General features: G+C 66.1%; 11 protein-coding genes and 1 tRNA gene. 6 read left to right on the forward strand and 6 right to left on the reverse strand.

Annotated elements, in window-relative coordinates; genetic code table 11:
• Nucleotides 1-196 precede the first annotated feature (196 nt).
• Together ASF16_RS11765 and ASF16_RS11770 are read left to right on the forward strand one after the other, a co-directional pair.
• The gene (locus tag ASF16_RS11765; protein ID WP_056167040.1) at nucleotides 197-772 is read left to right on the forward strand and encodes a YceI family protein; all 576 of its coding nucleotides are present in this window, start codon (nucleotides 197-199) and stop codon (nucleotides 770-772) included.
• A 202-nt stretch (nucleotides 773-974) separates the two neighbouring features.
• Entirely contained in the window at nucleotides 975-1,553 is a 579-nt protein-coding gene (locus ASF16_RS11770) for a YceI family protein (RefSeq protein ID WP_056167043.1), read from the forward strand.
• A 134-nt stretch (nucleotides 1,554-1,687) separates the two neighbouring features.
• Here ASF16_RS11770 and ASF16_RS26745 read toward each other — a convergent pair whose 3' ends face one another.
• Together ASF16_RS26745 and ASF16_RS11775 are read right to left on the reverse strand one after the other, a co-directional pair.
• Nucleotides 1,688-2,146, reverse strand: a complete 459-nt coding sequence (locus ASF16_RS26745) for an ATP-binding cassette domain-containing protein (RefSeq protein WP_235507345.1) — start codon at nucleotides 2,144-2,146, stop codon at nucleotides 1,688-1,690.
• Nucleotides 2,147-2,152: 6 nt separating this feature from the next.
• Nucleotides 2,153-3,439: an ATP-binding cassette domain-containing protein gene (locus tag ASF16_RS11775; RefSeq protein WP_235507346.1), complete on the reverse strand. Its 1,287-nt coding sequence runs from the start codon at nucleotides 3,437-3,439 to the stop codon at nucleotides 2,153-2,155.
• Nucleotides 3,440-3,788: 349 nt separating this feature from the next.
• Between ASF16_RS11775 and ASF16_RS11780 the strand changes: the two genes are divergently transcribed.
• Nucleotides 3,789-4,409 carry a VOC family protein gene (locus tag ASF16_RS11780; protein ID WP_056167046.1) on the forward strand — a complete coding sequence of 207 codons (621 nt, stop codon included), beginning with the start codon at nucleotides 3,789-3,791 and terminating at the stop codon, nucleotides 4,407-4,409.
• 256 nt (nucleotides 4,410-4,665) lie between these two features.
• Here ASF16_RS11780 and ASF16_RS11785 read toward each other — a convergent pair whose 3' ends face one another.
• Nucleotides 4,666-6,522 carry a M48 family metallopeptidase gene (locus ASF16_RS11785; protein ID WP_056167048.1) on the reverse strand — a complete coding sequence of 619 codons (1,857 nt, stop codon included), beginning with the start codon at nucleotides 6,520-6,522 and terminating at the stop codon, nucleotides 4,666-4,668.
• Nucleotides 6,523-6,885: 363 nt separating this feature from the next.
• Here ASF16_RS11785 and ASF16_RS11790 point away from each other — a divergent pair, with 363 nt between their 5' ends.
• Both ASF16_RS11790 and galU read left to right on the forward strand, forming a co-directional pair.
• The gene (locus ASF16_RS11790; RefSeq protein WP_056167051.1) at nucleotides 6,886-9,783 is read left to right on the forward strand and encodes a valine--tRNA ligase; all 2,898 of its coding nucleotides are present in this window, start codon (nucleotides 6,886-6,888) and stop codon (nucleotides 9,781-9,783) included.
• 96 nt (nucleotides 9,784-9,879) lie between these two features.
• On the forward strand, nucleotides 9,880-10,767 hold the full coding sequence (gene galU / locus ASF16_RS11795) for a UTP--glucose-1-phosphate uridylyltransferase GalU (RefSeq protein WP_056167053.1): 888 nt from the start codon (nucleotides 9,880-9,882) through the stop codon (nucleotides 10,765-10,767).
• Between the two features lie 332 nt (nucleotides 10,768-11,099).
• Here galU and ASF16_RS11800 read toward each other — a convergent pair whose 3' ends face one another.
• The 3 genes from ASF16_RS11800 to cysM form a co-directional block, all read right to left on the reverse strand.
• Nucleotides 11,100-11,327 (reverse strand): sulfurtransferase TusA family protein, encoded by a 228-nt coding sequence (locus ASF16_RS11800; protein ID WP_056167055.1) that lies wholly within the window; start codon nucleotides 11,325-11,327, stop codon nucleotides 11,100-11,102.
• A 29-nt stretch (nucleotides 11,328-11,356) separates the two neighbouring features.
• The gene (locus tag ASF16_RS11805) at nucleotides 11,357-11,923 is read right to left on the reverse strand and encodes an NUDIX domain-containing protein (protein ID WP_056167057.1); all 567 of its coding nucleotides are present in this window, start codon (nucleotides 11,921-11,923) and stop codon (nucleotides 11,357-11,359) included.
• 95 nt (nucleotides 11,924-12,018) lie between these two features.
• A complete protein-coding gene (gene cysM, locus ASF16_RS11810) occupies nucleotides 12,019-12,921 on the reverse strand; it encodes a cysteine synthase CysM (protein WP_056167059.1) in 903 nt (300 codons plus the stop codon).
• 40 nt (nucleotides 12,922-12,961) lie between these two features.
• On the opposite strand from cysM, the gene ASF16_RS11815 reads away from it, so the two are divergent.
• Nucleotides 12,962-13,046, forward strand: a tRNA-Leu gene (locus tag ASF16_RS11815).
• Nucleotides 13,047-13,762: the final 716 nt, after the last annotated feature.

A 13,762-nucleotide genomic window follows, 5' to 3' on the forward strand; every position in this document is an offset into this window, starting at 1 on the left:
ACGCTCAGGGGCGGGGTGGGGGCTATCTTTGCCAGTCGGTCAAAGCCGATAGCCGGTATTCAGGCCCTCCACCCCAACACCTCCACCATACAAGCCGGATCCACGGGTGCGCTGGCGAGTGCTCGCCCCAGTCATCCGTCAGTGGCACATCTCGGCACTGCTCTCTTTTCCAACAATCTTTGATCGGAGTTTCCGAATGAACTTGTCTTCCGCCTTCTCCCGCATCGTGCTGGGCGCCGCCCTCGCCGTGGGCGCCCAGGCCGCCATGGCCCAGCAGCAACTCGTGCCCGCCCAGAGCGAGGTGCAGTTCACCGCGCGCCAGATGGGCGTGCCGCTGGATGGCCACTTCAAGAAGTTCAGCGCCCAGGTGGCGTTCGACCCGGCCAAGCTGGCCACCAGCAAGATCGCGCTCACCGTGGACACCGGCAGCGCCACGCTGGGCTCCAAGGAAACCGATGCCGAGCTGCCCAAGCCCGTGTGGTTCAACGTGCCCAAGTTCCCGCAGGCGCAGTTCGAGTCCACCGCCATCAAGGCACTGGGCGGCGGCAAGTTCGAAGTGGCCGGCAAGCTCACCATCAAGGGCAATGCCCAGAACGTGGTCGTTCCCGTGACGCTCACGCAAAGCGGTCCCACCACCACGGCCACCGGCACGCTGCCCATCAAGCGCCTGGCCTTCAAGATCGGCGAGAACGAGTGGGCCGACACCTCGATGGTGGCCGACGACGTGACCGTCAAGTTCAAGCTCGCGCTCACCGGCGTGGGCAAGATTTGAATGAAGCTCCCCCTGAGTCGCTCCGCGCCTTCCCCCTCTCTCGCATTGCTGCGCAATGCGGGAGGGGGACGCTCCCAGCGCGGCGGGGCGGCCCTTGCGCGGGAGCGCTGGCCTCGGCCATGCCTGTTTGGGGCGTGAGCTGACAACTCAAACTTATTCGTGTTCCTTCATCCCTGAACCTTTCCTTTTAAGGAGTTTTCGCATGCGCAAGTCCCTGTTCTCCCTGCTGGCCGTCGCCGCCGCCACTGCCATGACCGCTGGCGCCGCCCAGGCCGCCAACTACGCGATCGACCCCACGCACACCTTCGTGACGTTCGAGATCAGCCATTTCGGTGCCACGACCAACCGCGCCCGCTTCGACAAGAAGCAAGGCACGGTGGAGTTCGACCGCGCAGCCAAGACCGGCAAGGTGGAGATCTCCATCGACACCACCTCGGTGAACTCGGGCACGCCTCCGTTCGACAAGCACCTGCAAAGCCCTGACCTGTTCGATGCTGCCAAGCACCCCACCATCAAGTTCGTGTCCGACAAGTTCAGCTTCAACGGCGACAAGGTCAGCGAAGTGACCGGCCAACTGACGCTGCTGGGCAAGACCGCCCCCGTGACCCTGAAGGCCACGCAGTTCAACTGCTACGACAGCCCGATGCTCAAGCGCGAAGTGTGCGGCGGCGACTTCGAGACCACCATCGACCGCACCCAGTGGGGCATGAACTACGGCGTGGAATGGGGCTTCCCCAAGAACGTGCGCCTCGTGGTGCAGATCGAAGCCGTGAAGCAGTAATCACGGTCGTCACTGCCTCCAAGGCGCTGCTGGCGTCTTGGCCCAGAAGCCACCCGCAGCGTCAGCGCAGCGGGTGGCTTTTTTCTGGGGCGCGCCACCGTGGGCATCTGGGGCGCCAACTGCCCGGTGTGCGCTCAGGCGACGTCCAGCGACGCATCCAGGTCCCAGCCCTGCGGCCGCCACGCCCACACCACATCCGGCTGCAGTGCACGCAAAAAGGCGTGGTCGTGGGACACCACGATCCAGGCGCCGGTGAAGGCCTGCAGCGCTGACTGCAGGGCTTCCACGGCGGCCATGTCCAGGTGGTTCGTGGGCTCGTCGAGCAGCAGCATCTGCGCCGGCTCGCCCGCCCACAGCGCGCAGGCCAGCGCGGCCTTGATGCGTTCGCCACCGCTGAGCTGGTCCGAAGGCTGCCGCACCTTGTCCGCCCCCAGCCCCATCTGCGCCAGGTGCGTGCGCAACGCAGCCTCGGGCAAGGGCGAGCCCAGCGCCTGCAGTTGCGCGAGCACGCTGCGCCCGGGCGGCAGCATGTCGGTGTTGTGCTGGTCCAGCCAGGCGGCCCGCACGCTGCGCAACACGCGGCCCCCAGACACGTTGCCCTACACGTTGCCCGACACATCCCCCGAAACATTGCCCGAGACGTTGCCCGACCTGCCGCCCGCAACCTCGCCCGGCGCCGCGATCAGCCGCAGCAGGCTGCTCTTGCCGCAGCCGTTGGGCCCCGTGACCGCGATGCGCACCGGCCCGCTCCACACACCATTCAGCGGCGTCTGGCCGGGTGCGGCATGGGGCACCACCACCTGTTCGAACGCCAGCACCTGCTTGCCCGCGGGCACAGCGCTTTGCGGCAGCACCAGCGTGGCCGATGCCTGTGCGGGAAGGCGCGAGGCCGCCTCGCGCACCGCGTCGTTCAGGCGCATCCGCTCCTGCTGCTGGCGCTCGTGCTCGCGGCCGGCGTGGGCCTGGGAGTTGTTCTTCTGGCGGTCCAGCAGCACGGACGCCTGGTTGGCCGTGCGCCCCACTTCGCGGCCCCGGGCCGCGCGGCGCAGTTGTGCATCGTGGTCCCGCTGCAGCGTGCGCAGGGCCCGCTCGCGCTCGGTGCGCGCGTGGTCCAGATCCGCCTGGGCGGCTGCGGCTTCGGCCTGGCGCTGCGCCTGGTACAGGGCCCAGTTGCCGCCATAGCGCTGCAACCCGGCCGGGGACAGCGCCACGATGCTGCCCACCGTCCCCAGCAGCTCGCGGTCGTGGCTGGCCACGAGTACGCTGCCGGGCCACTGGCCGAGCGACTCCATCAACCAGCGGCGGGCGGGGCGGTCGAGGTGGTTGGTGGGCTCGTCCAGCACCAGCAGGTCCGCGCCCGACAAGAAAGCGCCCGCCAGCGCCACCCGCATGCGTTCGCCGCCACTGAGTTGCCGGGCCGCGTGCCCTGGCTGAAGGTGGGCCAGGCCCAGCGCCTGCAGCGCCTGTTGCCAGCGCGCGGGCAAGTCCCACCGCCCATCGGCCGCCAGCACGTCGTCGGCAGACCCCTCCCCGGCCGCCAGCCGCGCCAGCGCGCCCAGCACCGGCCCCAGGCCGGCGATGTCGGCCACCGTGGCCTGCGCCGCGGCGGCGACCTCCTGCGCCACCGCGTGCACCGAGGGCTGGCCCAGCACCACGCCGCTGGCCGGCTGCAGCGCACGCGACGCCAACTGAAGGAAGACGCTCTTGCCACTGCCGTTGGCACCCACGATGCCCGTCACGCCGCGGCCCACGGCCACGGTCAGGGGGCGCGCCCACAGCGCATGCCCGCCAGGCGGGCCCCAGGTGACGTCGCGAAACTGCAGCACGCTGGCGCCGGCACGCGGATGCGGCGGCGCGCCGCCGTCAGCTGCGTAAGAAGCCGTCAAGACGGCAGACGATGAAAAACCCGAAGAAGGATGAGCAGCTGAAGCTGCGGCAGCGCTGCGGCTGCTGAGGGTGGATGCGGCAGCGCTGCGGCTGCCAGGGGCGGATGTGCCCCGTGAAGGTGTCGCCATGCCAAAGCACTCCAGACAAGACAGAGAGCCCCCTGGCCTTCGCAAAGGCAAGCGGGGGAACGGCTTGAAGGGGCTTACAGGCGCATGGGAGTCGGGCCTCGGTGGGTGGGGCAATGGTCGGATGCGGACTGTACCGCAAACTCGTCGCCCCCAAAAATTAACTTAACGTAAATTGATTACGAATAGTAGAATTGCAAGCATCCATCTGAGGAGACACCGCATGAATGCCGTCCTGAAGCCCGACCTGGCCACCCTGCCCGCGCCCGCTGCCATCCAGCAACTGCACCACTACGCCTACAAGGCGCGCGACGCCGAGGAAACGCGCCACTTCTACGAAGACATCCTGGGCCTGCCGCTGTACCACATCATCCAGAGCGACCACGTGCCCAGCACCGGCGAGTACTGCCCGTACACGCACTTCTTCTTTCGCCTGAAGGACGGCTCGTTCATCGCCTTCTTCGACCTGGGTGACGACGTGAAAGCCGAGCCTTCGCCCAACACGCCGCTGTGGGTCAACCACATCGCCTTCCGCGTGAACACCATCGAAGAGCTGGAGAACACCAAGCAGCGCCTGCAGGCCCACGGCATCGAGGTGCTGGGCGTGACGGACCACCACATCTTCAAGAGCATCTACTTCTTCGACCCCAACGGCATCCGCCTGGAGCTGTCGGCCCAGCTGGCCAATGAAGAAGCCATGGAAAAGGACAGCACGGTGGCGCATGCGCGCCTGAAGGAGTGGACGGCGCGCAAGGAGCAGTGGCGCAAGGAGCGCGCCGAAGGCAAGGCGGCCCAGCCCCTGAAGCCGCAGCAGAACGACCGGCCGGAGTACGCACAGGGCTGATGCGATGGCCCGGGGGCGCCCGGCTGGCACGCGCTTGTGATGAAAAAGTGCTCTACCGCTTGGTAGGCAAGCGCTACCAGCTATAAAAAGCGTAGCAAACAAAATCGACGTCCGGCGCGGGCAGGCTGCTGGCGGCTACAGCTGATAAGACACGAGCTGCACCCACAGCCAGCGCTCGCCGGCACATTCCCAGCCGTCCAAAAGCGCCTCCCCTCTAACGGGCAATGGGGCGCTCCCGCAGGCGCTCCGTGGTGGCTCAGCCGCCCTGCTGATGCGCCCGCATGATCTGGTGCCGCTGCCAGTAGTGGCTCACCGCTGCGTTGAACTCGTCCTTTTGCTTGGCCAGGCCGCCGAGCTTGATCTTCGTGGTCTTGGCCGTGCCCAACGCGCCCTTGTCGGGGTGGGTCACGATGAGCGCATTGCCGAAGCTGCTTTCCTTGTACTCCAGCGCCTTCACCGCGTCCCAGAACACGGTGGTCTCGTCGGCGCTGGTGCGGATGCCGTCGATGCTGATCTCCACGGTGTCACTGCCCTTGAGCGTGAACACCACCGGCGGGAAGTACTTCAGCACCACGGCGCGCTCTGCGTCATTGGCCGGCTCGTAGCGGTAGGCCAGGCTGCGCTCGTGGTCTTGCGCGAACTGCTGCTCGTAGTCGCTCCACAGGCGCTGCTCGATGGCGTCGGCCGTGAGGATCTGCTGCACCCAGGTGGCCGCAGGCACGCGCACGGCGATGCTGCCCCAGTCCTGCTCCTTCAGGGCCATGCCCACGTTGCGCAGCCGCTCCGGCATGGCGGGGTGCGAGTCGTAGGGGTGGGGCACGTTGGCGGTCTTCATCGCGGCCAGGAAGTCGTCCGACGCAGCATACGGCGCGAGGCCCTGGGCCACGAAGCTGGCGATGCCCAGCGTGGCCTGGTCGTGCCGCTCGTTGCGGCCAAAGAGTTCGTCCTCGATCTTGTGGCGGTACTGCGCGTACGCCGCGATCTTGACGAGCGACTGCGCGATCGCCGCGGGGGTGATGAGCTTGGCGGCGATGCGGTCGGCCTTGAACTCGCGCTCGCGGCTGTCGCGGGCCAACGCGATCTCGAAGATCATGCGGTACAGGTCGAGCACGGGCGAGACGACGGCCGTGAGCCCGCCGGTGCGCATGGCGTGACGGTAGTGGTCGTACTGCACGAGCTTGGGCCCCAGCCGGGCGCTGCTTCTGGTGTCGCCACCGCGCAGGTGGGCCAGTTCATGGCCGAAGACCGCGTCGGCTTCGGACTGATCGAGGATGCGCAGCAGCGGCAGGCTGACGAACAGCGTGCGGCCGGTCAGAAGCTTGTCGCCCACGGCCAGCGGGGCCTCGGTCACGAAGAAGTTGGCGTCGATGCCGGCCACGATGTGCTGCGGCGGCTCAGTCTTCAGGCGCTCGGCCATGTGGCGTATGCGCTTCCACAGCAGCGGTGCATCCTCTTCGGACACCAGCTCGCCCACGGCGCGGCTTTCGGAATGCACCCGCTTGAAGATGCCCGCCACCGCCACGAACACCCCGGCCGCCACGGCCAGGCCGACGATGATGATCAGCTTGGGCGAGTACTTGTGAAAGAAGAAGGCCGTGACCCAGAACGACAGCCACACCGCCATCGTGCCCTGCACGACCAGCGCCGCCGCGCTGGCCCAGGTGGTCAGGCGCCAGCCGGTGACGAAGCTGGTGTACTGCAAGGTGCGGTCGGCAAACGCCAGCGCGCCCAGGCCCAGCACCGACAACAGCAGCAAGGCGCTGGCCACGAGGGTCCAGAACGACACCTTGCGCGCCATGTTGAACTGCCACACGTCCGAGTACCGCTCGCACAGCGCCTCGCGGTAGTCCTGCGCCTCGGGGTCGGTGCTGCCGCAGATGGTGGACGGCGGGTTCAGGCGGTAGTAGTCCTTGCGCGCCAGCTTCTCGGCCGCGGGCATGCCCTTTTCGGCGTCGATGCGCTGGCTGATGCCGGCCACGAAACCCGCGTCCTGGTCGCGCTGCGCGTAGCCGCTGAAGAAGTACGTCCCCGCCGGCACCAGGAACAGCGCGAGCAGCGCGTACACGAAGACCTTGGCCAGGGCCGTGCGGAAAGAAGATGGAACTGCTGTCATGGGTTCGGACGTGTGTTGTGGCGGCCCAATGCCCGAAACCGGCGCTTTTGCGCGCCGCCTTTCGGGCCGGTAGTCCACCGTGTTGTATGTAGTGATCCGAAGAGCACGCGCGTGCTCTCTTGCATGGAGCCCGGCCTGCTTCGCTGCGGCCTTCCCTCGCTCCATGGGCGGCGATTATCGGCACCGCTGTGGCTGCAGGCGCAGGCACAAGGTAACAATTGGATAGAAACGCTGGATGAACGGTCGGACAGCCCGCAGCCCCACGGCGCCGGGGCAGTGGCTGCGCTCCCGTAAAATGCCCGGTCCATCTTGTCCGACCCGGCGCCGCACAGCGTGGCCGCCCGGTCCCACTGCCCCATACCCATGAGCTCGCCCCTGCAACAAACCGGCCTCGACAGCCTGTCCAAGTCTTTTGAACCCGCCGCCCTGGAAGCCCACTGGGGCCCCGAATGGGAGCGTCGTGGCTACGGCGTAGCGGGCTTCCGGGGCACCGGCGCCGCCCAGGCGGGCGAGCCCGCGTTCTCCATCCAGCTGCCGCCGCCCAACGTGACAGGCACGCTGCACATGGGCCATGCGTTCAACCAGACGATCATGGACAGCCTCACGCGCTACCACCGCATGCGTGGCTTCAACACGGCGTGGGTGCCGGGCACCGACCACGCGGGCATCGCCACGCAGATCGTGGTGGAGCGCCAGCTGCAGGAACAGGGCATCAGCCGCTACGACATGGGCCCGACCCCGCCCGAGGCGCGCAAGAACTTCGTGAGCAAGGTGTGGGAATGGAAGGAAAAGTCGGGCAACACCATCACCACGCAGATGCGCCGCATGGGCGACAGCGTGGACTGGAGCCGTGAATACTTCACCATGGACGACAAGCTGTCCACGGTGGTGACAGACACCTTCGTGAAGCTGTACGAGCAGGGGCTGATCTACCGCGGCAAGCGCCTGGTGAACTGGGACCCGAAGCTGCAGTCCGCCGTGTCCGACCTGGAAGTCGAGAGCGAAGAAAAAGATGGCTCGCTGTGGCACATCGCCTACCCCCTGGCCGACGGATCGGGCAGCCTCACGGTGGCCACCACCCGCCCCGAAACCATGCTGGGCGACGTGGCCCTGATGGTGCACCCTGAAGACGCGCGTTACACCCACCTCATCGGCAAGATGGTGAACCTGCCGCTGTGCGACCGCCAGATCCCGGTGATCGCCGACGACTACGTGGACAAGGAGTTTGGCACGGGCGTGGTCAAGGTCACTCCTGCGCACGACCAGAACGACTACGCCGTGGGCCAGCGCCACAAGCTGCCGATGATCGTGGTGCTGACCCTGCAGGCCACCATCAATGAGAACGCGCCGCCCAAGTACCAGGGCATGGACCGCTTCGTGGCCCGCAAGGCCGTGGTGGCCGACCTGGAAGCTATCGGCGCGCTGGTCGAGGTGAAGAAGCACAAGCTCATGGTGCCCATCTGCACCCGCACCGGCCAGGTCATCGAGCCCATGCTCACCGACCAGTGGTTCGTGGCCATGAGCAAGGTGTCCGAGCAGGACCCCACGGGCAAGAGCATCGCGCAAAAGGCCATCGACGCGGTGGCCACGGGCGAGGTGACGTTCGTGCCCGAGAACTGGGTCAACACCTACAACCAGTGGATGAACAACATCCAGGACTGGTGCATCAGCCGCCAACTGTGGTGGGGCCACCAGATCCCGGCGTGGTACGACGAAGACGGCAACGTGATCGTGGCCCGCACGGAAGCCGAGGCGCAGGCCAAGGCCCCTGGCAAGACGCTGCGCCGCGACGAGGACGTGCTCGACACCTGGTACTCGTCCGCGCTCGTTCCGTTCAGCACCATGGGCTGGCCTGAGCAAGGTGACGCACCCACCGACGATTTCAACCTGTACCTGCCCAGCACCGTGCTGGTGACCGGCTACGACATCATCTTCTTCTGGGTGGCCCGGATGATCATGATGACCACGCACTTCACGGGCCGCGTGCCGTTCAAGCACGTGTACATCCACGGCCTGGTGCGCGACGCGCAGGGCAAGAAGATGAGCAAGTCCGAAGGCAACGTGCTCGACCCGGTGGACCTGATCGACGGCATTGCGCTCGACCCGCTGCTGGACAAGCGCACCACCGGCCTGCGCAAGCCCGAGACTGCGCCCACGGTGCGCAAGAACACGCAAAAGGAATTCCCTGAAGGCATTCCGGCCTACGGCGCCGATGCGCTGCGATTCACCTTTGCGGCGCTGGCCAGCCTGGGCCGCAGCATCAACTTCGACAGCAAGCGCTGCGAGGGCTACCGCAACTTCTGCAACAAGCTCTGGAACGCCAGCCGCTTCGTGCTGATGAACTGCGAGGGCCAGGACTGCGGCCTGAAAGAGCACACCAAGGAAGAATGCCAGCCCGGCGGCCCCGCCCACGGCTACATGCACTTCAGCCAGGCCGACCGCTGGATCACGTCGCTGCTGCAGAAGACCGAGGCCGAGGTGGCCAAGGGCTTTGCGGAGTACCGCCTGGACAACGTGGCCAACACGATCTACGACTTTGTCTGGAACGAGTACTGCGACTGGTACCTGGAGATCGCCAAGGTGCAGATCCAGAACGGCACGGAGGCCGAGCAGCGCGCCACGCGCCGCACGCTGATCCGCACGCTGGAAGCCATCCTGCGGCTGGCCCACCCCATCATCCCGTTTATCACCGAGGCCCTGTGGCAGACGGTGGCGCCGGTGGCTGGTATTGCCGGCGAGTCGGTCAGCATCGCCCGTTACCCCCAGGCGCAACTGGACAAGATCGATGAGGCCGCCATCGCTCATATGGGCCGTGTGAAGGGCCTCGTGGACGCCTGCCGCGCACTGCGTGGCGAAATGAACGTCTCGCCGTCGACCCGCCTGCCCATGTACGTGGTGGGCGACACCGAGTTCATGCGCGGTGTGGCGCCGGTGCTGCAGGCGCTGGCCAAGCTCAGCGAGGTCAAGGTGTTCGACGACGAAGCCGCCTGGGCTGCTGCCGCGCAGGCCGCGCCCGTGGCTGTGGTGGGCGATGCCCGCATGTGCCTGTACATGGAGATCGACGTGGCGGCCGAGAAGGCCCGCCTGTCCAAGGAGATCGCCCGCACCGACGGCGAGATCACCAAGGCGCACAACAAGCTCTCCAACGAAGCGTTCGTGGCCAAGGCACCCCCTGCCGTGATCGACCAGGAAAAGAAGCGCATCGCCGACTTCGGCGTCACGCTGGGCCGCTTGCGCGATCAACTGACACGACTGGGCTGACAACCGACGCCATACTCTTCGGGCTGGCGGGCCGGCCCTGGCGGCGGCCCCCACCACCCGATTTCACTGCTTCACATCCCCGAAGGAACCTCCTCCATGACCGTTGCCACCACCGTCCGCAAAGCCGTGTTCCCCGTCGCCGGCCTGGGCACCCGTTTTTTGCCCGCCACCAAGGCGTCTCCGAAGGAAATGCTGCCCGTGGTCGACAAGCCACTGATCCAGTACGCGGTGGAAGAAGCCTACGCCGCCGGCATCCGCCACATGATCTTTGTCACGGGCCGGAGCAAGCGCGCCATCGAAGACCATTTCGACACCGCGTACGAGCTGGAAGCCGAACTGGAAGCCGCCGGCAAGAAGGAGCTGCTGGACCTGGTGCGCTCCATCCAACCCGACGACATGGACTGCGCCTTCGTGCGCCAACCCCGTTCGCTGGGCCTGGGCCATGCCGTGCTGTGCGCCGAACCGCTGGTGGGCAAGGAGCCGTTTGCCGTGCTGCTGGCCGATGACCTGATGGTCGGCCCCCAGGGCGGCCCGCCCGTGCTGGCCCAGATGGCCGCGGCCTTCCGCCAGCAAGGCCGCTCGGTCATCGCCGTGCAGGAAGTGCCGGAAGACCAGGTGCACAAATACGGCATCGTGGCCGGTGAATCCGCCGGGGGCCCACTGATCCGCATCGAGCGCATCGTCGAGAAGCCCAAGGCCGACGTGGCCCCGTCCCGCATGGGCGTGGCCGGCCGCTACATCCTCACGCCCGGCGTGTTCGACGAGATCCGCAACCAGCCGCGCGGCGTGGGCGGCGAGATCCAGCTCACAGACGGCATCGCCCGCCTGATGCAGAACGAGGCCGTGTACGCGTTTCAGTACCAGGGCAAGCGCTATGACTGCGGCAGCAAGGAAGGCTTTTTGGAAGCCACGGTGGAACTGGCGCTGCGCCACCCGCAGGTGGGTGCGCACTTCCGTGAGTACCTGAAGGCGCTGGAGCTGTAATCGTAAGCGCGACCCCGGGGATCAGACCCCGGGGATCGGGCTCCGGGGATCAGGACTCGGGAATCAGAGGTGGCCCACCGGCGCACCATCACCCCGCCCGTTCGGGCTGAGCCTGTCGAAGCCGGGTACCGCACCTGCCCCGCGCAGCGAAAGCTGACCGGGGCCCAGTCACAACACCCTGCCTGCACAACAAAAAACCCTCTCCCAGCAAACGCTGCGAGAGGGTTTCTTTTGTGGATGGCCGGGCGTGCGCCAGCGGGCCCCAGCCCTGCACAGGACGCCCAGCGGCGTGAACCGCCTGCGGTGCCTCCGTGCGTGCGCCCGTCAGGTCTTCAACGCCGACGCAGCACGTGGATGTATTCCTCACCCACCGTCTGCTGCTCCACCAGCTCATTGCCCGTCTGCTTGGCAAACGCCTGAAAGTCCCGCAGCGAGCCGCTGTCCGTCGCCACCACCTTGAGCAACTGGCCGCTGGCCATGTCGGCCAGCGCCTTCTTGGCCTTGAGGATGGGCAGGGGGCAGTTCAGGCCCCGCGTGTCGACTTCTTTGTGGATGTCCATGGTGTTGTGTCCGTATCTTGTCTTGTGCTTCAGTCTTTGGGCGGCAGGTTCAGGCCCCGGCGGCGTTCTTCATTTTCTTCGGCCGTGAAGAACACCGGCTCGTGCCCGCGCGTGCGCAGCCAGTCGGCCAGCGCATAGCCGGTGCCGGCAGGCCAGCACTTGAGCTTGTCGAGGTCATAGAACCGGTAATCCACCAGCTCGGGCGACAGCCGCACCTCGCCCTGCGCCACCACATGGTAGGCAATGATGACTTGGTTCATGCGCAGAAACTCGTACGCCCCCACCATGGTGGTGGACAGCACATCGAGGTTGGTTTCCTCCTTCACCTCGCGCGCGATGCCTTCCTGCGGCGACTCGCCCGCCTCCATGAAGCCGGTGATCAGCGCAAACATCTTCTCCGGCCAAGCCGCGTTGCGCGCCAGCAGCACCCGGCCGTCCACCTCCACGATGGCGGCCAGCACGGGCGTGGGGTTGTTCCAGTGCGTCCATCCGCAGGCGGGGCAGCGCAGACGCTCCTTGTCGCCACCGTCTTCGGCCAGGGTGATTGGCTGCAGCGCGGTGCCGCAGTGGGTGCAGTAGCGGGTTTCGTAGTGCATATGCTCTTATTTTGATAGCTGCTTGCGCACATTCATCCAGCGGTAGCGGCCGTTTTCATTAAAAAAGAAGGGCAGGCAGCCGGCCTTCTTCCAGATCACGCGGGGAATACACCGGTGGACAGGTAACGGTCGCCCCGGTCGCACACCACGAAGACGATCGTGGCGTTGCTGTCGCGCGCGGCGATCTGCTGCGCCACCCAGCAAGCCCCGGCGGCAGAAATGCCCGCAAAGATGCCTTCCTCGCGCGCCAGGCGGCGACACATGTCCTCAGCGTTGTCCTGGTTCACGTACACCAGCTCGTCCACCGTGCTCGCGTCGTAGATCTTGGGCAGGTACTCCTGCGGCCACTTGCGGATGCCGGGGATGCGCGAGCCCTCTTCCGGCTGCGCGCCGATGATCTGGATGGCCGGGTTCTTCTCTTTGAGGAACCGCGACACACCGGTGATGGTGCCCGTGGTGCCCATAGCGCTCACGAAGTGCGTGATGCGCCCACCGGTCTGCTCCCAGATCTCGGGGCCGGTGGTTTCGTAGTGGATGCGCGGGTTGTCCGGGTTGCCGAACTGGTCGAGCACCTTGCCCTCGCCCCGCTTTTGCATCGCCTCGGCCAGATCGCGCGCATGCTCCATGCCGCCGCTCTTGGGCGTGAGCACCAGCTCTGCGCCAAAGGCCTTCATGGTCTGCGCGCGCTCGATGGACAGGTCCTCGGGCATCACCAGCACCATGCGGTAGCCCTTGATCGCCGCCGCCATCGCCAACGCAATGCCGGTATTGCCCGACGTGGCCTCGATCAGCGTGTCGCCGGGCCGGATGTCGCCGCGTTCTTCGGCCCGGCGGATCATCGACAGCGCCGGCCGGTCCTTCACCGAGCCCGCCGGGTTGTTGCCCTCCAGCTTGCCCAGCACCACGTTGCCGCGCGCGGCATTGTCCTGGGCCCCAATGCGCTGCAGCGCGACCAGCGGCGTGTTGCCAACCGCATCTTCAATCGTCGGATATTTCATGCGCCCTACTGTGCCATAATTTGTGGCTTCACGAATTCCAGCCCGGGTGGTGAAATTGGTAGACGCAGGGGACTCAAAATCCCCCGCCGCAAGGCGTGCCGGTTCGATTCCGGCCCCGGGCACCACGAACGAGTCCAGAAGAGTCCATACTCTTCTGGACTTTTTTATTTCTCCTTTGGAATCAGCATCTTAGCTGTCCACAGCAGTCCGAGCCAGTCCATACCCATCTACGCAATTTGGGGGCACATTTGGGGGCACGATTCTTCAAATTGGGGGCACATTTACAGGCGTCGGTGCCCCCAAGAAGATGCCCCCAGCCTCGGGGGCTGCAGCAGCCTCAAAAGCCAGGCTTCGGCGCACCAGTTCCACCCGCTCGCCACGGCTGGAAGAAAAAACACTTGCTCGCGCTTGGACGGTCGGCAAACCCCTCAAAGCCTACAAACACCACCAGTCGGCCCGGGCGCGCAGGCTGCCAATCCGGGCCGCAGCTGTTTTCACTTGCTCGCGCTTCGACGGTCGGTAAACCCCCCAAAGCCTACAAACCCCACCAACCCGCCCGGCCTGCTGGTCTGCGAGTTGCCCGGCTGCGTTTTCACTGGCTCGCGTTTCGTCGGAAAAAAACCCTTCAAAACCCACCAAACCCTACCAAGCCACCCAGCCGGATGCAGCTGCAAGCCGCCGACAGCAAGCAGCACCAGCGACGAAACCTGAGAGGCCAGCCACCGTTAACATGGCAGCTATCGGCCGAGGCTGTGTGAAAACCCAACCCTAAACCGCTGCTAAAAATTAAAATAACGGCACCCGATTCAAGCGAGGTGCCCCATGAAGCGATTCATCGAAG

Origin of the sequence: Acidovorax sp. Leaf78 (assembly GCF_001422735.1) — a bacterium.
GTDB lineage: Bacteria > Pseudomonadota > Gammaproteobacteria > Burkholderiales > Burkholderiaceae_C > Acidovorax.

Bases quoted from the DNA above. Each gene is read 5' to 3' on its own strand.
- ASF16_RS11785 (WP_056167048.1), bottom strand. From the start codon at position 6,522: ATGACAGCAGTTCCATCTTCTTTCCGCACGGCCCTGGCCAAGGTCTTC.
- ASF16_RS11790 (WP_056167051.1), top strand. From the start codon at position 6,886: ATGAGCTCGCCCCTGCAACAAACCGGCCTCGACAGCCTGTCCAAGTCT.
- cysM (WP_056167059.1), bottom strand. From the start codon at position 12,921: ATGAAATATCCGACGATTGAAGATGCGGTTGGCAACACGCCGCTGGTC.
- ASF16_RS11805 (WP_056167057.1), bottom strand. From the start codon at position 11,923: ATGCACTACGAAACCCGCTACTGCACCCACTGCGGCACCGCGCTGCAG.
- ASF16_RS11770 (WP_056167043.1), top strand. From the start codon at position 975: ATGCGCAAGTCCCTGTTCTCCCTGCTGGCCGTCGCCGCCGCCACTGCC.
- ASF16_RS11780 (WP_056167046.1), top strand. From the start codon at position 3,789: ATGAATGCCGTCCTGAAGCCCGACCTGGCCACCCTGCCCGCGCCCGCT.
- galU (WP_056167053.1), top strand. From the start codon at position 9,880: ATGACCGTTGCCACCACCGTCCGCAAAGCCGTGTTCCCCGTCGCCGGC.
- ASF16_RS11765 (WP_056167040.1), top strand. From the start codon at position 197: ATGAACTTGTCTTCCGCCTTCTCCCGCATCGTGCTGGGCGCCGCCCTC.
- ASF16_RS11800 (WP_056167055.1), bottom strand. From the start codon at position 11,327: ATGGACATCCACAAAGAAGTCGACACGCGGGGCCTGAACTGCCCCCTG.